The organism is Stenotrophomonas sp. CFBP 13724 (genome assembly GCF_014841975.1).
Lineage (GTDB): Bacteria > Pseudomonadota > Gammaproteobacteria > Xanthomonadales > Xanthomonadaceae > Stenotrophomonas > Stenotrophomonas lacuserhaii.
Window position 1 is genome coordinate 830,055 of the sequence record NZ_JACYUW010000001.1, and the last position, 21,412, is coordinate 851,466.

16 protein-coding genes and 2 tRNA genes are annotated in these 21,412 nt (G+C 67.3%); 6 read left to right on the plus strand and 12 right to left on the minus strand.

What is annotated here, in order from left to right:
• Positions 1–3: 3 nt before the first annotated feature.
• Both proB and IFT63_RS03585 read left to right on the plus strand, forming a co-directional pair.
• Entirely contained in the window at positions 4–1,167 is a 1,164-nt protein-coding gene (gene proB, locus IFT63_RS03580; protein ID WP_192083272.1) for a glutamate 5-kinase, read from the plus strand.
• 17 nt (positions 1,168–1,184) lie between these two features.
• Positions 1,185–2,441 (plus strand): glutamate-5-semialdehyde dehydrogenase, encoded by a 1,257-nt coding sequence (locus IFT63_RS03585; RefSeq protein ID WP_192083273.1) that lies wholly within the window; start codon positions 1,185–1,187, stop codon positions 2,439–2,441.
• Positions 2,442–2,612: 171 nt separating this feature from the next.
• Here IFT63_RS03585 and pgaD read toward each other — a convergent pair whose 3' ends face one another.
• The 10 genes from pgaD to IFT63_RS03635 form a co-directional block, all read right to left on the minus strand.
• The gene (gene pgaD, locus IFT63_RS03590; RefSeq protein ID WP_042614060.1) at positions 2,613–3,101 is read right to left on the minus strand and encodes a poly-beta-1,6-N-acetyl-D-glucosamine biosynthesis protein PgaD; all 489 of its coding nucleotides are present in this window, start codon (positions 3,099–3,101) and stop codon (positions 2,613–2,615) included.
• Positions 3,098–4,348, minus strand: a complete 1,251-nt coding sequence (pgaC, locus tag IFT63_RS03595) for a poly-beta-1,6-N-acetyl-D-glucosamine synthase (protein WP_192083274.1) — start codon at positions 4,346–4,348, stop codon at positions 3,098–3,100. The genes pgaD and pgaC overlap by 4 nt, the downstream gene beginning before the upstream one ends.
• Before the next feature lies 1 nt (position 4,349).
• Positions 4,350–6,251 (minus strand): poly-beta-1,6-N-acetyl-D-glucosamine N-deacetylase PgaB, encoded by a 1,902-nt coding sequence (gene pgaB, locus IFT63_RS03600; RefSeq protein WP_192083275.1) that lies wholly within the window; start codon positions 6,249–6,251, stop codon positions 4,350–4,352.
• Position 6,252: 1 nt separating this feature from the next.
• The gene (pgaA, locus tag IFT63_RS03605; RefSeq protein ID WP_192083276.1) at positions 6,253–8,289 is read right to left on the minus strand and encodes a poly-beta-1,6 N-acetyl-D-glucosamine export porin PgaA; all 2,037 of its coding nucleotides are present in this window, start codon (positions 8,287–8,289) and stop codon (positions 6,253–6,255) included.
• A gap of 281 nt (positions 8,290–8,570) precedes the next feature.
• Positions 8,571–9,791, minus strand: a complete 1,221-nt coding sequence (locus tag IFT63_RS03610; RefSeq protein ID WP_192083277.1) for an MFS transporter — start codon at positions 9,789–9,791, stop codon at positions 8,571–8,573.
• 170 nt (positions 9,792–9,961) lie between these two features.
• Positions 9,962–10,038: transfer RNA gene (locus IFT63_RS03615), tRNA-Pro, on the minus strand.
• A gap of 84 nt (positions 10,039–10,122) precedes the next feature.
• Positions 10,123–10,199, minus strand: a tRNA-Pro gene (locus IFT63_RS03620).
• A gap of 54 nt (positions 10,200–10,253) precedes the next feature.
• Positions 10,254–10,370, minus strand: coding sequence for a cytochrome bd-I oxidase subunit CydX (gene cydX / locus IFT63_RS03625; RefSeq protein WP_042614095.1), 117 nt, complete (start codon positions 10,368–10,370; stop codon positions 10,254–10,256).
• 46 nt (positions 10,371–10,416) lie between these two features.
• Entirely contained in the window at positions 10,417–11,571 is a 1,155-nt protein-coding gene (gene cydB, locus IFT63_RS03630; protein WP_042614055.1) for a cytochrome d ubiquinol oxidase subunit II, read from the minus strand.
• Between the two features lie 15 nt (positions 11,572–11,586).
• Positions 11,587–13,173, minus strand: a complete 1,587-nt coding sequence (locus IFT63_RS03635; protein WP_192083278.1) for a cytochrome ubiquinol oxidase subunit I — start codon at positions 13,171–13,173, stop codon at positions 11,587–11,589.
• Positions 13,174–13,394: 221 nt separating this feature from the next.
• Between IFT63_RS03635 and cydD the strand changes: the two genes are divergently transcribed.
• The 4 genes from cydD to IFT63_RS03655 all read left to right on the plus strand — a co-directional run bounded on the left by cydD (position 13,395) and on the right by IFT63_RS03655 (position 19,806).
• Positions 13,395–15,143, plus strand: a complete 1,749-nt coding sequence (gene cydD, locus IFT63_RS03640; RefSeq protein WP_342450443.1) for a thiol reductant ABC exporter subunit CydD — start codon at positions 13,395–13,397, stop codon at positions 15,141–15,143.
• Positions 15,140–16,825 carry a thiol reductant ABC exporter subunit CydC gene (gene cydC, locus IFT63_RS03645; RefSeq protein ID WP_042614052.1) on the plus strand — a complete coding sequence of 562 codons (1,686 nt, stop codon included), beginning with the start codon at positions 15,140–15,142 and terminating at the stop codon, positions 16,823–16,825. Before cydD ends, cydC begins: the two co-directional genes overlap by 4 nt.
• Before the next feature lie 143 nt (positions 16,826–16,968).
• Positions 16,969–18,465, plus strand: a complete 1,497-nt coding sequence (locus IFT63_RS03650) for a S8 family serine peptidase (protein WP_052811977.1) — start codon at positions 16,969–16,971, stop codon at positions 18,463–18,465.
• Positions 18,466–18,594: 129 nt separating this feature from the next.
• Positions 18,595–19,806: a serine protease gene (locus tag IFT63_RS03655; RefSeq protein WP_192083280.1), complete on the plus strand. Its 1,212-nt coding sequence runs from the start codon at positions 18,595–18,597 to the stop codon at positions 19,804–19,806.
• Between the two features lie 15 nt (positions 19,807–19,821).
• Here IFT63_RS03655 and IFT63_RS03660 read toward each other — a convergent pair whose 3' ends face one another.
• On the minus strand, positions 19,822–20,124 hold the full coding sequence (locus tag IFT63_RS03660; protein ID WP_152620651.1) for a DUF1294 domain-containing protein: 303 nt from the start codon (positions 20,122–20,124) through the stop codon (positions 19,822–19,824).
• Between the two features lie 92 nt (positions 20,125–20,216).
• The gene (locus IFT63_RS03665; RefSeq protein WP_042614051.1) at positions 20,217–21,329 is read right to left on the minus strand and encodes a homoserine O-acetyltransferase; all 1,113 of its coding nucleotides are present in this window, start codon (positions 21,327–21,329) and stop codon (positions 20,217–20,219) included.
• Positions 21,330–21,412: the final 83 nt, after the last annotated feature.

Genomic DNA, 21,412 nt, shown 5'->3' on the forward strand with positions numbered 1-21,412 from the left:
CTGATGAGCGACCCTGCCGCCATGACCGCATCGCCGTTTCCCGAACAAGCGTTGCCGGACTGGCGGCGCGCCGTGCTGAAGGTCGGCAGCAGCCTGCTCGCCGCCGATGGTGGCGGGCTGTCCCCGCGCTACGCATTGGGGCTTGCCCAGTTCGTATCGGCCAACGTACTGGCCGGCCGCGAAATGGTGATCGTGTCTTCGGGCGCGGTCGCCGCCGGCCGCGCGATCCTGCCGCGGGTGGAGGCCAATGGCGCGGCGATGGCTGCCCGCCAGGCGTTGGCCGCACTCGGCCAGGCCCAGCTGATCGGGCTGTGGCAGCGCTTCTTCGAACGTCCCGTGGCGCAGGTGCTGCTTACCCACGATGACCTGCGCAACCGCCGTCGCTACCTCAACGCCCGTGCCACGCTCAACGAGCTGCTGCGGCTGGGCGCGCTGCCGGTGGTCAATGAAAATGACACGGTATCGGTGGACGAGCTCAAGCTTGGCGACAACGACAACCTGGCCGCTACCGTGGCGGCGCTGGTGGATGCCGATGTGCTGTTCATCGCCACCGACATCGACGGCCTGTACAGCGCCGATCCGCGCCGGTATGCGTCGGCACAGCCGATCGCGCAGGTGCATGAACTGACTGCCGAGGTGCTGGCGATGGCCGGGGGCAGCGGCAGCAGCGCCGGTACTGGCGGCATGCGCACCAAACTGGAAGCCGCATCCAAGGCAGCGCGGCTGGGCATCGAGACGATCCTGTTCAATGGCCGCAACGGCGATGTGGTGCGTGCGCTGGCACAGGGGCGCTTGCAAGGAACGCGCCTGCATGCCGCGCAGAGTCGCGAGGCCGCGCGCAAGTACTGGCTGCGGCACGCACCCGTGGAACCCGGGGTGATCTGGGTCGACGATGGCGCGGTGCAGGCGATGCGGGCCAAGGGGGCTTCGCTGTTGCCCGGCGGCATCACCGGCGCGCACGGCGAGTTCCGCCGCGGCGACATGGTGGAGATCCGCTCCCGGGCGGGCGATGCAGGCAGCGAGGTCAGCGTGGCACGCGGCATCACCCAGTATGCGGCCAGCGACATACGCCGCATCGCGGGCCGCCATTCGCGCGACATCGAAGCGGCACTGGGCTACAACTATGGTGGAAACGTCGTGCACCGCGACGACCTGGTGCTGGTATGAATCACGAGGCGATTGCCATGAGTGACATCGAACAACAGGCACGCGCCTGCCGTGCGGCGGCCACGGTGGTGGCCGGGCTGGACACGGCGCAGCGCGGTGCGCTGCTGCGGGCCATGGCTGCGGCGCTGGAATCCAACGCTGGGCAGATCCTGGCCGGCAATGCGCGTGACCTTGCCGCAGCACGCGCGAAGGGCATCGGCAACGCCATGCTGGATCGACTGATGCTGGATCCGTCGCGGCTGTTCGCCATGGCCGAGGCAGTGCGCGAGGTGGCCGCACTGCCGGACCCGGTGGGCCAGGTGACGCGCGACGACGTGCGTCCCAATGGGATCCGCGTGCAGAAAGTGCGCGTGCCGTTGGGGGTGATCGCGATGATCTACGAGGCGCGGCCCAACGTCACCGCCGAGGCTGCGGCGCTGTGCCTGAGGGCCGGCAACGGGGTGATCCTGCGCGGCGGTTCGGAGGCGATCCATTCCAACACCGCCATCGCCACTGCGCTGGGCAGCGCACTGGCGGCCCACGGCGTGCCGGCGGCGGCGGTGACGGTGCTGACCGACCTGCGCCGCGAGGCGATGCTGGAACTGCTGCAGCTGCACGAGCTGATCGATCTGGCGATTCCGCGCGGAGGAGAAGGCCTGATCCGCTTCGTCGCCGAGCATGCGCGCGTGCCGGTGATCAAGCACTACAAGGGCGTCTGCCACCTGTTCGTGGATGCCAGCGCCGATATCGGCCAGGCCGTCGAACTGCTGGTTGACGGCAAGTGCAGCCGGCCCTCGGCGTGCAATTCGCTGGAAACCCTGTTGGTACATCGTGATATCGCCGAGGAATTCCTGACGCGCGCTGGCGAGGCCCTGGCTTCGCGCGGGGTGGAGCTGCGCGCCGATGCGCTGTCACAGCCGTTGCTGCCGGGCAGCACGTCTGCCTCCGAGGAGGACTACGCGGCCGAGTTCCTGGATCTGATCATCGCGGTGAAAGTGGTGGATGACGTGGAGGCTGCGATCGCGCATATCCGCCGTTACACCTCCGACCACACCGAAGTGATCGCTACGCAGGACGCCGCCAATGCCGAGCGTTTCATCCATGCGCTGCAATCGGCAGTGGTGATGGTCAATGCCTCTTCGCGCTTCTCCGATGGCGGCCAGCTCGGCCTGGGCAGCGAGATCGGCATTTCCACCACGCGCCTGCATGCGTACGGCCCGATGGGTCTGGAAGCGTTGACGGTGGAACGTTTCGTGGTGCGCGGGGAAGGGCAGGTGCGTACGGCAAAGGTGTGACGACCAACGGTCGTCACCCACCGGGGCGGGTCGTCACCCGGTAGCGCCGAGCCACTGCGGGTCGTCACCCGGTAGCGCCGAGCCATGCTCGGCGAGCGCAGCGGCAAAGCGAGCGCAGCGGCAAAGATGTGACGACCAACGGTCGTCACCCACGACGGCCAGCGGCCGCCACTACCGGAAAGCAGGTTGCATCAGCACCTGTTCGGTCATGCCGACCGGGCGTGCATCATCGTCCATGTGCAGCGTGACCGCCTTGGCGCCGGACAGCTGGCGTGCCAGCGCATCGGTGGCTCCCAGGTCACGCGCGATCTCCGGCAGTTCGACATCCACGCGCGGGGCGCGGCGCTCCTTGCCACCGAAGCGGTAGCGGTTGTACTCCGCCCACAGGATCAGCAGCGCCGCGCAACCGATCAGCAATACCGGCAGGGCGATGACCAGGAACGGATCGAGCTGCTGCTTGCGCTCGTACAGCTGGATCCAGGCCAGGCGGCCACCCACCAGCCAGGACATCAGGGTCAGCACCGGCGCCCACAGATAGAAATAGAACGCCCAGAACGCGATGGTGACGAAGCCCCATGCGGTGCGCTGCAGGCGGGGTTGCTGGCGTGGCTTCTGGATGAGGCGCGAATCGAAACGACGGGACGGCTTGTTGGCGTTCATCGAATTCCCCGGTCCGGGCTGACCCAGGTGGCGCGCTTCCTGCCCCGCTTCATCAGCGTTTTCGGCAGTGCCACCAGGGTGGTGAAGAGGCTGATCAACCAGTAGGCCATCGGGTACCAGATCACCCAGAAGTAGTTACGGCCGATGTTGATCTCGTAACGACGGTCGATGATCAGGCTGCTGGCGAACTGCAGCAGGCAGACCAGCGCCAGGATCACCCCGTGCCACTGCGGCAGCAGCGTCTGGATGTACAGCGACGGCGGCAGTTCGACGACCTTGCCCAGCGCCCACAACACGATGATCAGCAGCATCACATAGGCCCACAGCACGCTGAAGATGTACTCCACCAGCACGCCCCACATGCGCCGCTTGCGCCAGTTGAACAAGCTCATGCCATGCCGCAGCAGCACCTCCACGCCGCCCTGTGCCCAGCGCAGGCGCTGCTTCCACAGCCCGCGCAGGGTTTCCGGCATCAGGATGAAGCACAGCGCGTTGGGTTCGTAACGGATGTCCCAGTGGTCCAGCTGCAGGCGCCAGCTGATGTCGATGTCTTCGGTGACCATGTCATCGGCCCAGTAGCCGATGCGGTGCAGGGCGGTGCGGCGGAAACCGGCGATCACCCCGGAGATGGTGAAGATGCGCCCGTACACGCGCTGGGCCCGCTTGATCATGCCGATGATGGAAGAGAACTCGGCCACCTGCAGGCGGCCCAGCAGGGTGGAGCGGTTGCGGATGCGCGGGTTGCCGGTGACCGCGCCCACGCGGGAGCCACGGGTGAGATGCCAGACCATCCAGTGCATGGCGTGCTCTTCCAGCATCGCATCGCCATCGATGCACACCAGGTATTCCGAGCGCGCAGCCAGTGCCCCCATGCGCAGCGCATTGGCCTTGCCCAGGTTGCGGTCCAGGTGCACCACGCGCAGGCGCGGATGGATCGCCGCCAGCGCATCCAGGCGCGCGCCGGTGTCGTCGCCGCTGCCATCGTTGATGGCGATCACCTCGAAGTCCGGATAGCGCTGTGCCAGCGCCGCGCCGAGGGTGTCTTCCAGGTTGTCCGATTCGTTGTGGCACGGAATCAGCAGCGAAGTGAACGGGTACTCGTCCATCGGCGGCGGATCATTGCGGTCGCGCGACTTCCGCTCGCGGCGGAAAAAGTAGTACAGGCCTCCCGACATCCAGAAGAACGCCATCACCATCGGGTAGAAGAAGGCGAACTGGAACAGGTAGTAGACAGGCGTGTGGTCCATGTCACCGCTCCGGATAGGGGAAGTTGCGCGCCGACATCGCCGCGCGTGCATCGGCGGTGGACGGCTTGTCGGCGATGAAGTCATCCGGGTACCAGGCCAGGTGGCGCACGCCCTGTGCCTGCAGGCGGCGTACCTGCGCGCGCAGGCGCTCGCCGGGGATCGCGGTCTGGGTACGCCAGTCAACGGTCTGCAGCTCGAACAGGGTGTGCTTCAGCTCCGGATCGTGTTCGCGCACCGCGGCCACCAGCCGGTCCAGCCAGCGCTCGGGGTGGCGGCTGCCTTCCATCCAGGGCATCGCCATCAGGGCGGTATGGTCGTAGGCGGCGTTGAACAGGTCCAGGCGCTGGGCGAACCATGCCGCGCTCTGCGGCTCCAGCACCGGCTGCGCGTACAGGTTGCGCACGGTGCCCAGCTTCGGCCGCCAGCGCTGCGCACGGTCACGCAGGGCCAGGGTGAAGTCGATCAGCGCCTGGGTGCGGTTGCCGTCCAGGCCTTCCTGCGCCAGGCCGGTGAGTTCGGTATCGCGTACGTAGGCATCGTCGTGGAACAGCAGCCCTTCGAAGTAGGAGTTGATCGCCAGGTCTTCGTAGATGTCCAGGATGATCTGGCGCGCGGCCGGCTTGGTGAAGTCCATCCGGTACATGCCGTCTTTTTCCGGACTGGCGATGCCCAGCGCCTGCTTCTGCGCCGGATCGGGCAGTTCATAACCCAGCACCGGCAGCCACGCGTACACCTTGACGCCTGCGCGGGTCTTCAGCTGCCATGCCACGCGGTTGAACAGGTCCGCGCGCATCGGCAGGTGGCGATTGGGGAAATACAGCGCATCGGCGGTGTTGTTGCCGTCCGGGTCGGCGAAGGCCTGCAGGTAGACGTGGGTGGGGCCGATCTTCTTGACCCGGTCGATCAGCATGTCCAGGTTGCGCGCCAGCTGCGCCGGATCCTTGTCATACACCGCGTCCAGGTCGATCTGAAGGGCGCGGGTGCCGTCCAGGGTGGTGTTGCGGCGCAGTTCGAAGGCCAGTCCAGTGACGTTCGGATTGCCGCTCACCAGCAAGCGTGCCAGGCCGTGCAGGTCGCGGGTGACCGGCGTGCTGCGGCCTTCCAGGTCGAAGGACACCGGCATGCCGAGCTGCTCGGCGATCGCGTTGCTGAGCTGGTTGTAGGCCGCGTACGGCCAGACGATGGCCTGCGGGCGCACGCCGAGGTTCTTTTCAATCAGTCCGACACTGCGCGAAAGGTCATCGCGCAGGCGCTTTTCGTAGGCGGCCGCGGACTCGTAGCGGCCGGTGGCCGGGTCGTAGGCACGGGTGATCACCGCAGGAGTGGAGTTGCCCTGTGGGTTGGACTGCACCCCGTGGTGCTGGTTGTCGGTATGGCTGGCCAGCTCGATCAAGCCGCTGTCCTTCATCTCGCGCAGCTGCTCCCAGGTCAGGAAATCATCGCGACCGAACGGACGGTAGCCGTAATCGATGGTGCGATCCGGCGCCATGTCCACGTAGTCGGTGATCACCGCCACCAGAGCGGGATAGTCGTACGCACGCAGCAGCGGGTAGACCTTGCTGTAGACGCTGCGCAGGCCGTCATCGAAGGTCAGCAGTACCGGCTTGGACGGCAGCACCGCTTCCCCACGCGATGCCTTGACCAGCTGGCTCAGCGACACCGGGTGGTAGCCGTGCGCGGACAGCCAGTCCAGGTGGGCAGCGAAGTTCTGCGTGCTCACCGCGTAGGCATCCGGATCGCCCTTGGCGGCCACGTCATCGCGGATGTCGTGGTAGCTCAGCACCAGCAGGCCGTTGCCGGCCGCATCCAGTTCCGGGCGGGTCTGGGCCTGCAGCGGTGCGCACAGCGCCAGCAGCACCAGCAGGATCATCATCATCGGCAGTCGCAGGTTGCTCACTCGCATCTCATTCTCCCCAGCGCAGGCCGGCTTCCAGGCCGACATGCCGCTCGCGTTGGCCGTCATACACCGGACGCGACCAGCGCACCCCGTACTCGAAAATGCGCCCCGCGCCGATCTGCCACTCGTGGCGATACTCCACCGAGGGCACCAGTGCGCTGCCGAAGTCCTCCTGCCAGTAGTCGCCTACCGACACGGTCAGGCGGTGTCGGAAATGCTTCTCGTAGTGCCGCCACAACTGCTGGTCGATGCGCAGGCCGATCTCCACCGAGCGGTCGCGGGAGGGATTGAAGTAGGGCACGTCATCGTGGCTGCCACGGCTGGCATACAGGCTGCCCAGCCCATCCACCTGCAGGGTCGGGCGGCTCAGCAGGCGCTGTTCCACCGAGGTGCTGATGGCGTCGCGGTGGTTGCCATCGTCATAGCGGTACTGGCTGGCGCCGATCCGCCACTGCGTGCGCTCGTTGCGGGTATAGGTAGTGGCCAGCGCCACGCTGTCGGCGGTGATGCCGGACACGCGGGCCTGCATCGAGGCATCGGCATCGTTGCGTGCGGCGCTTGCGCCAATGTGCCACTGGTCGTTGAACTGCCAGCCGAGCCCCGCGCGCAGGCCGGTATCGCCAACGTCGTCATTCGGATGCAAGGCCACCAGTTCGCCGTCCAGCTGGTCGAAGCGGTAGTTCACCCCGGCGCCGAACCACCACGGGTTGATGCGCTGGTTCTGGAAGTCCACCGAACGGCGGTCGGCGAAGGCCAGCACCCGCCAACGATCAGCCAGGATCGGCGAGGACGCCTGCACGCGGTAACTGCCGTCGTCGTTGCCCAGCGGCGAAGCGCCACCCCCGCCACTGCTGCGGCCGACTTCCGCGTTGGCTTCCAGCTGCCAGCCGCGGTGTGCGCGCCAGGCGCGGTCCATGCGCTGCACCGATGGCTGGTTCGGATAGCGGGCCAGCAGGTCGTCGTGTATCGGGCGGGCACGGTCGTCGCGCTGTAGCGCGATGTGGGACTCGAACATGCCGATGCGCGGAGAGACGTCGCGCGGATCCAGCGTGTAGGCCATCTGGTGGCGTTCCAGCGCACGCCGCGGCCAGCCGCGCATCTGGTAGACGCCGCCCAGCGCAGTCTGCAGGCCCCCGTTGCCCGGCCCGGTGGCGACCAGCTGCTCCAGCTCGCCCTGTGCGGTCGGCAGGTCGTTGCTGTAGGCGCGGATCATTGCAAGGTTGAGGTCGGCCTCATAGCGGGCCCAGTTCGCGTAGGGGGCACGCGCATTCGGGCCCCAACGCCAGATCGGCTCGTCTTTCTGCCAGCTCACCAGGTAGTCGATGGCAGTGCCGGCCTGCTCGGTTTCCAGGTACGCATAAGCCAGTTCCGAGCGTGCCTGGAAGCGCGAGGGGTCATTCTTCACCGCCTGCGACAGCACCGGGATCGCCTCGTCCGGATGCTGGGTGGCCATCAGCGAATCGCCCACCGCCGGCAGCACGTAGTCGGGCAGCTCCACGCCATCGGCGCGCAGGGCGAGATATTCCTCGCGCAACTGGGCGTGGCGGGACAAGCGGTTGAGCAGGATCAGGCGGTCCAGGCGGATGCGCCGGGGGGCCTGCGCCAGTGGGGTACCGTCGCGCTGCAGGTACTGTTCCATCAGCGCCAGGGTGTCTTCGGCTTCATCCAGGCGGGTGTCTTCGCTTTCGCCGTAGGCCATGCTCCAACCCACCAGGCGGGCCAGATAGTCCGCTTCGAAGCGCTGCTTCTGAGCCGCATCGAACAGCTCCGGGCGCGCCTGGTACAGCTGCCAGGCCCGGCTGGCGTTGCCGATGTCGCCCAGGGTCAGCACCTGCAGCTTGTACAGCAGGTCATCACCGGGGCTGGACTGCTGCGCGCGCTCGATCGCCGCCAACGCGTCCAGCCACTGGGCCTGGTCGCGATGGCGGCTGATTTCAGCCATCTGCCCGGCGCGGCTGGACGGGGCAGGGGCGGCGTGCGCGCCTGTCGCCAGGACGAGGCAGGCCAGGCCGACGCAACGCGCCAGCGGACGATGGACAAACATGAAACCCCCAGAAGCTGGTTCGTGCGATGAAGAGTTAGAAAGTGTGACGCACATCACGTGCCAACGGCCTGAAGTACGGAACCGCGAAGCGCATCCTCCTCCCCAGGCGCAGTGCAGGGGCGGCTGGAAGCTCGCCCAGGAAAGGACATTCATGCTGCGGCCCCCCCCCCCGCAGAAAGACATCCTGCGGTACACGCAGGGTCAACTACTGACGTGCTGCGTCAGTTACGACGGATTATGGCGTGATTGTCGTGGCTGGATTTTTCGCCCAGCAATGTGTCTCACCACAGGTCTTCAAGCTTGCGCGGCTTGCAGGCGAACCACGACGCGCACAGCATCACCAGCGCGCAGCAGAACAGGAAGCCGAATGGCAACGTCCAGTTGCCGCTCACGTCGTGCAGCCAGCCCACCAGGAACGGACCCAGGCAGCTGAAGCTGTAGCCCACGCCCTGCATGAAGCCGGACAGGGCGGCCGATCCGGTCGGGGTGCGCGTGCGCAGGTTGATCAGCGTGAGCGCCAGCGGGAAGGTCGACGGACCGAGTCCCAGCAGGCAGGCCCACAGCAGCGGGGCCTTCATCGGCGCCAGCAGCAGCCCGGCGAAGGCCACCACGAAGGAGCCAAAGCCGATCAACACCAGCGGGAACGGGTTGGCCATGCGCACCGCAAGCGAGGGAATCACCAGCGAAGGCAGCAGGCCCAGCGCGGAGAACATCGCCACCATCACCCCACCGAAGGCCGGCGAGGCGCCCGCTTCCACCACGATGCGCGGCAACCAGGTGAACATCGAATAGGTCATCAGCGAGGTCATGCCGAACATCAGCGTCATGCCCCAGCCCAGCGAGGTCGCGGAGACCCGGCCGTGCGGCTGCGCACTCGGATCCGGGCCGTCGGTGATCACATCGTGGCGCGGGGTGCGGCGCACCAGCATCAGCCACGGCAGGGCCGCGGCCAGTGCCAGCAGCGCCCACATGCCCAGCGACACGCGCCAGCCGGCCGCGTTGGCCACCGGCACCGCCAGCAACGCAGGCAGCATGGTGCCCAGCTGCAGCGCGCTGATGTACAGCGTGCTCATCGTGCCCACCTTGTTGGCGAAGTAACGCTTCACCAGCGGGGGCACCACCACGTTGCCGATGCCCATGCCCGCCAGCGCGATGATCGAGCCGCCCAGCAGGCTGCCCACGCCGACCGCGCTGGAGCGCAGCAGCAGGCCGACCAGCGCCAGCAACATCGCCAGCAGCGTGGTGCGCTCCAGCCCGAGGCGGCGCGCCAGCATCGGCGTGCACACGCCGAACAAGGCGAACGAAGCGGTCGGGAGCATGCCGAGCACACCGGTCATGGTGGTGCCGAAGCCGAACGTCTGGCCCAGCACGTCCAGCAGGGGGGTGACCGAGGTGACCGCGGTACGCAGGTTGACCGCGGCCAGCACGATGGCCGCGAAGACCAGGGCGCGCCCGTGCAGCAGCGAAGGCGCAGGCGACGAAGCGGAGGCGGTGGGGCTCATGGTGGATCCTTGCCGGTGGCGCGCGCGGCGGCCTCCGGATGCAACGGCGGCACCGGGCGGACGCCGGTGCGGCAGGGTGGGGGAGGGCGCCATTGTACGTCGCCATAAAACGACAGGCACAAAAAAACCCGGGAGACCGTCGTCTTCCAGGTTTCTTCGTGACCAACAAGTGGTCGGGGAGACAGGATTCGAACCTGCGACCTCTACGTCCCGAACGTAGCGCTCTACCAGACTGAGCTACACCCCGAAGGGTAGCCGCCTATCATATCGATTCCCGCACTGGGCGGCAAGGGGAATCGCATTTTTCCTTCGGTCGTTCCGACCACCGGAGTGGTCGGGGAGACAGGATTCGAACCTGCGACCTCTACGTCCCGAACGTAGCGCTCTACCAGACTGAGCTACACCCCGAAGGAGCCGCCTAAGATACCGTGTGAAGGCCAAGGCGGCAACACTTTTGTTACATCATTTACCGTCGCGGCCGTCGATGCTGCCCGACTCGCGGGCTTCGAACCACATGCCGTTGAGGATGGCCACGACCGAGGCCAGGCCGGTGCCGAGGATCCAGGCGAAATACCACATGGTGTGCTCCTTCAAGAGGTGCCGGCCGTTGGCCGGCACGTGGGAATCAGTACGCGTTGGGGTTGTCTGACATGTCTTCCGCAGTGGTCTTGCCCTTCATCACCCGGTAGACCCAGGTGGTGTAGGCCAGCACGATCGGCAGGAAGATCACCGTAGCCACCAGCATGATGAACAGCGTCAGGTGGCTGGAGGATGCATCCCACACGGTCAGGCTGGAACCGGGCTGGCTGGAGGACGGCAGCAGGAACGGGAAGATCGCAAAGCCGACGGTCAGGATGATGCCGGTGATCGACGCGCCCGAGGCCAGGAACGCCAGCCCGCCACGCCGGGCACGCAGCAGCACCGCGCTTGCCAGCGCACCGAGCAGGCCGACGATCGGTGCCAGCAGCGTGGCCGGCATGCTGCTGTAGTTGCGCAGCCAGCCGCCGGCAGCGGCCCCTTCAGCGGCGGTTTTCAGCAAGGGATTGGTTGGCCCATCGGTCACCACCTGCGAGGTGATTTCATAGCCGGGCAGGCCGAAGGCCACCCAGGCGCCGGCCAGCGCAAACAGCACGAAGCTGAGCAGCGCCGCCACGCTGCCATAGCGGGCCGAGCGTTCGGCCACCGGGCCGTCGGTCTTCAGCACCAGCATGGCCGCCCCGTGTGACACCAGCATCGACACGCTGACCAGTCCGGCGATCAGCGCGAACGGGGTGAGCAGGCCGAAGAACGAGCCGGTGTAGAAGATCCGCATGCTGTCATCGAAGTGGAACGGCACGCCCAGCAGCACGTTGCCCACCGCCACGCCGGCGATCAGGCCGGGCAGCAGGCCGCCGACGAACAACACCCGGTCCCAGTTGTCGCGCCAGCGCTTGCCGGGCATCTTGCTGCGGTACTTGAAGCCCACCGGGCGCAGGATCAGCCCGAACAGCAGGGCGAAGATGGCCAGGTAGAAGCCGGAGAAGCTGACCGCGTACAGCGGCGGCCAAGCGGCGAAGATCGCGCCGCCGCCGAGCACCAGCCATACCTGGTTGCCTTCCCACACCGGGCCGATGGTGTTGATCACCAGTCGGCGTTCTTCATCGGTCTTCGCCACGAACGGCAGCAGCGTGCCGACGCCGAGATCGAAGCCGTCCATCACGGCCCAACCGATCAGCAGGATGCCCAGCAGCAACCACCAGATGATGCGCAGGGTGGTGTAATCGAGTCCAAGGAATTCCATCGGGGTTCTCCTGCCTTATGCCTGGCCTGGGGCCGGGGCGGCATTGTGGGAAACGGACACGCGCGGCGCCTGCAGGGACGGCAGGATCTCGTCGGGACCGGTGCGGATCCCCTTCAGCATCAGCTTGACCTCGATCACCAGCAGCACCGTGTACAGCAGCGTGAACACCGCCAGGGTGGTCAGGATGTCATGCAGGGCCAGGCCGGAGGCGGCGTAGAAAGTGGGCAGCACGCCATCCACGGCCCATGGCTGGCGACCGTATTCGGCAACGAACCAACCGCATTCGATGGCGATCCACGGCGCCGGCAGCGACCACAGGGCCAGCGTCAGGAACCAGCGCTTGTCCTGGAAATTGTTGCGGCAGGAGTAATAGAACGCCAGCGCGAAGAAGGCGATCAGGTAGAAACCCAGCCCGGCCATGATGCGGAAGGTCCAGAACAGCGGCGCGACCCGCGGTACCGTATCCATCGCTGCCTTGCTGATTTCTTCCGGCGTGGCGTTGCCGATGTCCTCGCGGTAGCGCTTCAGCAGCAGGCCGTGGCCCAGGTCCTGCCAGTGGCGGTCGAACATCTCGCGCGCCTGCACATCGTTCTTGTCCGCACGCACCCGCTGCAGCGCACCGTAAGCGATTTGCCCGCCGCGGATGCGATGCTCGGCCCGTTCCACCAGTTCCAGGATGCCGGGGATCGGCTGGTCCACCGAACGGGTGGCGATCAGGCCCATCAGGTACGGAATCTTGATCGCGAAATCGTTCTGCTGGGTGGTCTGGTTGGGAATGCCGAAGGCAGTGAAGTCCGCCGGTGCCTGCTCGGTCTCCCACATCGCTTCGATCGCCGCCAGCTTCATCTTCTGGTGCTCACTGGCGGCATAACCGCTCTCGTCACCCAGTACCACCACCGACAGCGAAGACAGCAGGCCGAAGGCTGCGGCCACGGCGAAGGAACGGCGTGCCATGTCACGGTGCTTGTTGCGCAGCAGGTACAGCGCGCTGATGGACATCACGAAGATCGCACCGGTTACGTAGCCGGCACTGACGGTGTGCACGAACTTGGCCTGCGCCACCGGGTTCAGCAGCACCGCGGCGAAATCCACCACCTCCATGCGCATCGTTTCCGGGTTGAATATCGCCCCGGTGGGATTCTGCATCCAGCCGTTGGCGATCAAGATCCACACCGCTGACAGGTTGGTTCCCAGCGCCATGAACCAGGTCACGGCCAGGTGCTTGACCGGCGTCAGCCGCTTCCAGCCGAAGAAGAACAGGCCGATCAGGGTGGCTTCGAGGAAGAACGCCATCAGGCCTTCGATCGCCAGCGGCGCGCCGAAGATGTCGCCGACGTAGTGGCTGTAGTACGACCAGTTCATGCCGAACTGGAACTCCATCACCAGCCCGGTGGCCACGCCGATGGCGAAGTTGATGCCGAACAGCGTGCCCCAGAACAGGGTCATCTGGCGCCAGACCGGCTTGCGGGTCATGACGTACACGCTCTCCATGATGGCCACCATGAAGGACAGGCCAAGGGTCAGCGGAACGAAGAGGAAGTGGTACATCGCGGTCAGGGCGAACTGCAGCCGCGACAGTTCTACGACTGTCGAATCAATCATGGCCTGGCTACCTCGTGGGATAGTGCCGTGGGGGTGCGGGAAGGGTGGTCTACGTGGAGCGATGATGTGACCGACTACTTCGAACAGCCTTGATTCAGATCAATGTAGAAAAGGATCCCCGCCGTGATCGTATGCCAACCGCAGTGTCCGTGCGACCGTACGCCGCAGGGGCGCGGTGAGCTGCGCCTACAATGCCCCCAGACCGTTGCCGCCGAGCCACCGTGAGCCAGGACACCGAAACCCAGCTGAGGCAAGCCCAGCGCCATGAGGCGCAGCAGCGCAGACTCCGCCAGCACTGGCTGGATACGCTGGGAGCGGCGGCAGGCGGCCGCCGCCGGCTGGCCGCCATCGCGATAAGCGTGTCCGGGGTGCTGCTGGTGGCCCAGGCCGGCGCCATTGCCTGGCTGGTCCAGCACGTGCTGCTCGAGCGGGCGCCGCTGGCCGATGGCCTGTGGGTGCTGGCCGCCCTCGGTGGGGTGCTGCTGTTGCGTACCCTGCTGGGCAGCGTGACCCAGGCGTGCGCCGGCGACGTGGCCGATGCAGCGCGACTGGCGCTGCGCGAGCGCGCCTACGCCAGCGTGCTGGGCAAGGGGCCGCTGTGGCTGCGGCAACAGCGCAGCGGCGAGTTGGGCGAAGTGATGCTGGCCCATGCCGATGCCATCGAAAATTATTACAGCGGCTTCCAGCCGGTGCGCATCGAGGTGGTGGTGGTGCCGCTGATCATCGCCCTGGCGGTGGCCTGGGTGGACTGGGTGGTGGCGATCATCTTCATCGCCACCGCGCCGCTGGTGCCGTTCTTCATGATGCTGGTGGGCTGGGGCGCCGAGGCGGCCGGGCGCGCACAACTGGGTGAACTGGCGCGGATGAGCGGGCACTTCGCCGACCGCATCAAAGGCCTGGGCCTGCTGCGCCTGTACGGCCGCGGCCAGGCCGAACTGGAGGGCGTGGCCGACGCGGCCGAGGGCGTGCGCGAGCGCACCATGAAAGTGCTGCGGATCGCGTTCCTGTCCTCCACCGTGCTGGAGTTCTTCGCATCGGTCAGCGTGGCGATGGTGGCGCTGTACCTGGGGCTGAGTTACCTCGGCATGATGTCCCTGCACGCGCAGGTGCCCACGCTGGGGGCCGGCCTGTTCTGCCTGCTGCTGGCACCGGAGTTCTATGCGCCGCTGCGCCGCCTGGCCGCGCACTACCATGATCGTGCCAACGCGCTTGCCGCCGCCGCCGAAATCGAGCGTCTGCTCGGCGCGCTGCCGGGGCCGGCTGCGGCGCTGGCTACGGTGCGGCCGCTGGCCAGCGCAGCTGCCGAGCCGCTGCAACCGCATGCTCCGTTGCTGCAGGCGCGCGCGCTGGTGCTGCGTCCCTTGGGTACCGGTCACGATGTGCTGAGGGACATCAGTTTCCAGCTTGAATCCAACCAGCGACTGGCGGTGGTGGGCCCCAGCGGCAGCGGCAAAAGCACCCTGCTGGAAGCCTTGGCCGGCTGGCTGCCGCCGCGCGAGGGCAGCCTCTTGCTACGCCCCGGAGTGGAGGTCGGCTACGCCGGCCAACGCCCCTACCTGTTCCACGGCAGCATCGCCGACAACCTGCGCCTTGCCGATCCCACCGCCAGCCTGGCCACCCTGCGCCACGCGGCCGAGGCCGCGCAGGTGCTTGCCTTCGCCGACCACCTGCCCGACGGGCTGGACACGGTGATCGGCGAGCGCGGATTCGGCTTGTCCGGCGGTGAGGCGCGGCGCATCGGGCTGGCCCGGCTGCTGCTGAGAAACCCCGGCATCGTGCTGCTGGATGAACCCACCGCATTCCTTGATCCGCATACCGAAGCGGCCCTGCTGCATGCGCTGGCGGTGTATGCGCGCGGTCGCAGCGTCATCATCGCCACCCACAGTCCGCTGGCCATCGCCTGGGCCGACAGCACCCTGCGGCTGCCCGCCGGCCACCTGCACCACGACCCGCGGCAGGTGCGCGCATGAGCGCCGCGCAACGCGACCCGCTGCGCAAGGTGTTCGCCCGGCACATGCCGCGGCTGCTGCTGACGGTACTGCTGTTATGGACCACGATGCTGGCCGGGACGGCGCTGCTCGGGCTCTCCGGCGGCTTCCTGACAGCGGCCGCGCTGGCGGGCGCGGCGGGACTGGGTAGCGGTTTCAATTTCTTCTCACCGTCTGCCGGCATCCGTGGCCTGACCATGGCGCGCATCGTGTCGCGCTACTTTGAAAAGCTGGTCGGCCACGATGTGACGTTGCGCATCGCACGCGATGCACGGGTGTGGTTCTTCCGCCGCGCCCTGCCACTGGCACCGGCGCGGCTGGGCAGCACGCGTACGGGTGAGCTGCTGGCCCGGCTGCTGGGCGACATCGCCGAGGTGGACGGTCTGTTCGTGCGCGCGCTGGGACCGCTGTGCGCGCTGGCAGCCCTGAGCCTGGTGGCCATCGGATCGGCGTGGCTGATCCTGCCGCAGGCAGCGGTGCTGCTGGCGGCCATGGCGGTGCTGGTCGGCGTGGGCGTGCCGTGGCTGGGCGTGCGCGGGCGCGCCGGCGAAGAGCGGGACCGCGCCGCGCACCGCACGCAGCTGCGCAATCTTTCCTTCGAGGGCATCGAGGGCGCTGCCGACCTGGCGGCGCTGGATGCGCTGGACCACTGGCAGGGCAGGGTGGAAGTGGCCGCACGCCAGCTGCGCGCGCGCGATCGTCGGCGACGCTGGCGCCTGTTGGCCGGCACCACGTTGCACGGCGTGGTGACCGGCGGCGGGCTGTTGGCGATGCTGGCGCTGGCGCTTTCGTCGCATGAGCAAGGGCGCGTCGATGCGCCCATGGCGGCCGGACTGGTGTTTCTCACCGTGGCCATGATCGAGCTGTGGGCCGGCCTGGGCCTGGCCTGGCAGGCACTGCAGTCCGGCCAGGTGTCAGTGTCCCGGCTGCAGGCCATCGTCGACCAGCCGCCTATGGTCAGCGAGCCTGCATTGCCGCGGCCCCTGCCGACGGTAGCGGCGGCGGTAGGCTGGGAAGCCGTTTCGTTCACCTGGAAGGACGGCGGTCGCAGCGTGCTGGACGGTGTGGACCTGCTGTTGCAGCCGGGCCGGCGCATCGCCATCCGCGGCGACAGCGGCAGCGGCAAGACAACGCTGTCCAGCCTGCTGCTGCGCCTGCATGACCCGACCAGCGGACGCATCACCCATGGCGGGACCGACATCCGCCATTACGCGCAGGACGACTGGCACCGGCAGCTGGCGTGGCTGCCGCAGCACGCCCCGGTATTCGCCGGCAGGGTGTCCGACAACCTGCGTCTGGGCGACCCCCACGCCAGCGACGCCAGATTGTGGGCAATGCTGGAGCGGGTGCGGCTGGGTGACTGGGCACGTGCGGTCGGTGGCCTGCAGGGCTGGGTCGGCGAGAACGGCGCCACGCTGTCGGCGGGGCAGGCGCGCCGCTTGGCACTGGCGCGCGCGCTGCTGCGCGATGCCCCGATCCTGATACTGGACGAACCTACCGAAGGCTTGGACGTGGATGCCGCGCATGCACTGCTGGCCGACCTGCCCGCGCTGCTTGAAGGACGCAGCCTGCTGGTCATAACCCATGATCCGCTGCCTGCCGGCGTGGTGGACCAGGTGTACCGCCTGCAGGGCGGGCGGCTGCACGCGGTGGAGCCCTCCTGAGCCCGACACCGGCAGGTGATTCCCGGAGCTGGCGCGGCAGCGTTGTCCGATGGAACCAATCCTGGCGTTCAGCACACTGGCGTTGCGCCACCCCGTGGCGTGCGCGGGCATCGGTCCGCGCCACTGTCCCAGGAGGAACCTCCATGCGCCTGACCTTGTCCCAGGCCCTCTTCGCCAGCGCTGCCTGCTCGCTGCTGCTGTCGCCCTCGGCCGCCGGTGCGCAGGCCAGCACTGATGACCCGGCGTGGTCCATCGAAAAACCACGCCAGACCCGGATCGGCCCTGGCTACTCGCAGGAGCTCATCGAAGTGAAGTTCCGCAATGCCGACCGCACGGCGCCAGGCAAGGCCGGCTGGACCTCCCGGCGCAGCGGCGCACTGCCCCGGCTTGATGCATTGACGGCCGAGGGCGGTCCGGTACTGCGGGTCACCCCCCTGTTCTCTGCGGATGTCGTGCACGACACATCCGATCGCGTGGACCTGCCTGCACTGGGCCAGTGGTATCGCATGCAGTTGAAACCGGGCCAGGACGCGGCCGTCATCATTGACCTGTTGAACGGCATGGACGCGGTGGAAATCGCCTACGCCGCACCGCTTCCGGCGCCACCGCCATCGGCCGCTCCGGCGCCCGCCACGGCGCAGTGGGCGTCACCGCTGTTCATTGAGCGGCAGGGGTATGCGCTGGCTGCCTCGTCCGGTATCGACGCCGTCCACGCACGCACGGTGCCGGGGGGCGACGGAACGGGCATACGCGTGGTCGACATTGAATACAGCTGGAACTGGCAGCACGAGGACCTGACCAAACTGCGCGTGCCGGGAACCTGGATCAGGCAGGGGGCCAGCATCTCTGATCCGTTCAATGACAACAACCACGGCACATCGGTGCTTGGCGAGATGATCGCCGATGACAACGGGTTCGGGGTGCGCGGGCTGGTCAGTGGGGCCACGCCGCACTACGTCAATGTCACCAGTCCACAGACCGGCTACAACGCAGCCAATGCCGTGGCGCTGGCGGCGGCGAAGCTGGGGCCGGGCGATGTGATCCTGATCGAACAGCAGTTCCCCGGCCCGGCGCCCTGCAACGGCTACGTGGCGCCGGAATGGATCCCCTCGATCTACGACGCGGTGGTCTCCGCGGTCAGGCGTGGCATCCACGTGGTGGAGACCGCAGGCAACGGCAACGTCAACCTGGACTCCGGCTGCTTCGGTCCGGGTTTCCCGCGCGGGCGGCCTGATTCGGGCGCCATCCTGGCGGGCGCGGGTGGCGCGGCGGCCACGCAGTGGTGCAGAGATGCCGTGGTACCCCGCTCACGACTGGGTTTCTCCACCCACGGGCGCCGGGTCAACCTGCAGGGATGGGGCGGCTGCGTGGCCACCACCGGAGGCCGCGACCTGTACAGCGGTGGGCCCAATGCGGGCTACACCCAGCGCTTCAACGGTACGTCCAGCGCGGGACCGATCGTGGCTTCGGCGGTCGCGGCGGTATCGGGTGCGGCCAAGGCCAGCGGCAAGACGCTCACGCCGCTGCAGATGCGCAGCCTGCTCGTTGAAACCGGCACGCCACAGGTCGGCAACAATGGCCACATCGGCCCTCTTCCCAACCTGCGTGCGGCACTGGACCGGCTTGCTGGCATGCCATGACAGGACGTCTACCGGCGAACCCCGATGTCTGCCAGGGCCATCTGCCCGGCAGGCGTCGGGTGTTTGCCCGAGGTCGCTTCATGGTCGAGCGCCGCACAGTCGAACTGTGTCCTTTCCCTGGAGCGCGCAATGAAACATGCAGCAGCAAACGCTCGTCGCCTGAGCTGTGTCCTGGCCCTGTGTTCAACGCTTTCCGTGGCTGCCAATGCAACTGAGCCGCTTGTCGCCGGGATCACCCGCGCAACGGACCTGCGGCTGGTCCCCTCCGCGTCGCGCGATGCGGGTGAAACCACGCCCATCGTCGTGTCTGCACAAGATGCCACCTACATCAAGGTCCATCTGGGCCGGTTCGATCTGCCGCGGGGGGTGACGCTGGAGGTTTCCAGCCCGGACGGAACGCAAGTCCACCGTTACAGCAGCCAGGCTCGTGATGCCCACACCGTTGATGCGGGCCTTGATGAGGACGGTCGCTCCCGGTTCGGTGTGATGTCCATTCACGGCGACACCGCCATCCTGCGCCTGACCGGCACGGCGGAAGAAGCGTGGGACGGCCATCGCGGCGTGCAGGTCGCGCATTATGACGAAGGGTTGCCCCTTGACCAGGTCGCCGGGCCCGCTGCGGTCAGCCCAGCGGAGGGCGCGGCCGCAGGGACACGCGCGATCTGCGGCGCCCATGACCTGCAGCCGGTCGCGTGCCTGGCAGGCAACGACCGGCAGGCGTACAACGCGGCCAGGCCGGTGGCACGGTTGCTGATCGGTGGGCGTTTGCTATGCACCGCGTGGCGGGTAAGCAGCGACAATCGCCTCTTCACCAACAACCACTGTTTCAACAGCGCCGCAGGGGTCGCCTCCACGGAGGTCTGGTTCAATCATGAGGCAGCGCGGTGTGGCAGCGGGATCCCAGCGGCGGTGACGAAAGTGAGTGGCGCCACCCTGCTGAAAACCGACGCTGCACTCGACTACAGCCTGTTCACGGTCAACCAGTTCGCGACCATCGCACGCTTTGGCCACCTCGGTCTGGATGTCGGCACGCCGCGGCCCGGGCAGGAGATCTTCGTCCCGCAGCATCCTGGCGGTCGCCTGAAAGAGCTGTCGGTCACCAGTGATGCGCAGGGTGGGGGGCGTTGCACGCTCATCAGCACCACGGTGAACAGCGGGCGCGATGCCAGCTACAGCTGCGATACCCAGGGCGGAAGCTCCGGATCGCCTGTCATCGGGCGTGCCAGCAACCGCGTGGTCGCACTCCATCACCTCGCTTGGGGAAACTGCACCAATTCCGGGGCAAGGATCGACCTGATCTGGCCGCAGGTAAAACATTACTTCAACAACGTCGTGCCGTAGGCACTAGCCGGCACGTCAGCCGAACGCGCGCAGCAGTGCCATGGTGCACGCTGCGTTTGCCACCACGCAGATCCAGAACACCTGCTGGAAGGAAACTTTCCTGTTCTTGTGGCGCAACAGCGACTGGGCAAACAGGGCGCCCGGCCAGCCGCCAAGCAGCGCAAGCACCTGCAACGTGCGCTCCGGCGTACGCTGCTGGGCGCGGGTCGCCGCGCGCTTGTCGCGCCAATAGAGGACGAAGGTCCACACGCTGGCCAGCAGCATCCAGCCAGCCAGCCACTGCGGCAGCCAGCCGGCCACCGTGCAGCCCAGCAGCATCCCGGCCACCAGCAGCGCCAGGGCGGTCCGCGGGCTCAGTGCGGGTGCAGTGGCCGCAGGCTTTGCGCGCTTGCGTGGCGCGGCGCGGCGACTCACAGTTCGCCGAGAAAGCCCCGCACCGCGGGACCGAAACGCTCGAAATCGACCAGGAATGCGTCGTGTCCCTGCGGCGAATCCAAGCCGATGAAGCGCGCTTCGGCGCCACCCGCGCGCAGCCCGTCGGCGATCTGCTGCTGCTGCTGTACCGGGAACAGGATGTCGGTATTCGCACCGATCGCCAGTGCCTTCTCCACCTTGATCCGCGCCAGGCCGGCCAGTACGTCGCCATCACCTTGGTCGGCCAGGTCGAACCAGTCCATCGAGCGGCTGAGGTACAGATAGCAGTTCGGATCGAAGAAGCGGACGAAGCGACGAGCGTGGCCTTCCAGGTAGCTTTCCACCTGGAATTCCAGCCCGAAGGGATCGTCGTCGGCCTGGTCCGAATCCAGCCGCACGCGACCGAAGCGACCATCCCACTCCAGTGCCGAGCGGTAGGTGATCACCCCCAGCTTGCGTGCCATGCGCATGCCCGATTCGGGATAGTGATCGTCATCGTACTGCCCCCCGTTCCACTGCGGATCCAGGCGGATGGCTTCGCGCTGCAGCGAGCGGATGGCGATGGAAAACGGCAGGGCCTGGGCACTGCCTGAAATGTTGACGTGGCTGCGCGCGATGCCCGGATGCAGCAGCAACAGCGCCAACGCGGTCATCCCACCCATCGAGTTGCCGACCAGGCAAGCCAACTGCGTGATGCCCAGTGCACGCACCACCTCGACAGACGCGCGTGCGCCGTCTTCGACCGACAACTCCGGGAACGTCAGGCGATAGGGCTCGCCGGTCGCCGCGTTGATGCTCGCCGGGCCGGTGGAGCCCTTGCAGCTGCCCAGCGAGTTGACGCAGATGACGAACCAGCGCTCGGTATCGATCGGCTTGCCGGGGCCAACCATGCCTTCCCACCAGCCAGCGGCCGGGTTGGCGGCGTTGCTGGCGGCGTGCGCGTCGGGCGAGAGCCCGGTGACGATCAGGATCGCATTGCCGGCATCGGCATCCAGCGTTCCCCAGGTCTCATACGCCACGCGTCCATCGATCAGCGTGCCGCCGCGCTTGAACGGGAAGGGCGAGGGCAGGGCGTGGAACAGCGTGCCGGGCGGAATGAATTCAGTCATGGCCGCATTCTATCCCCAGCGCTGTCGCCGCTGCGCTCTGCGGTAGTGACGGCCGCTGGCCGTCTCGCTGTTGTTCTGGTGTG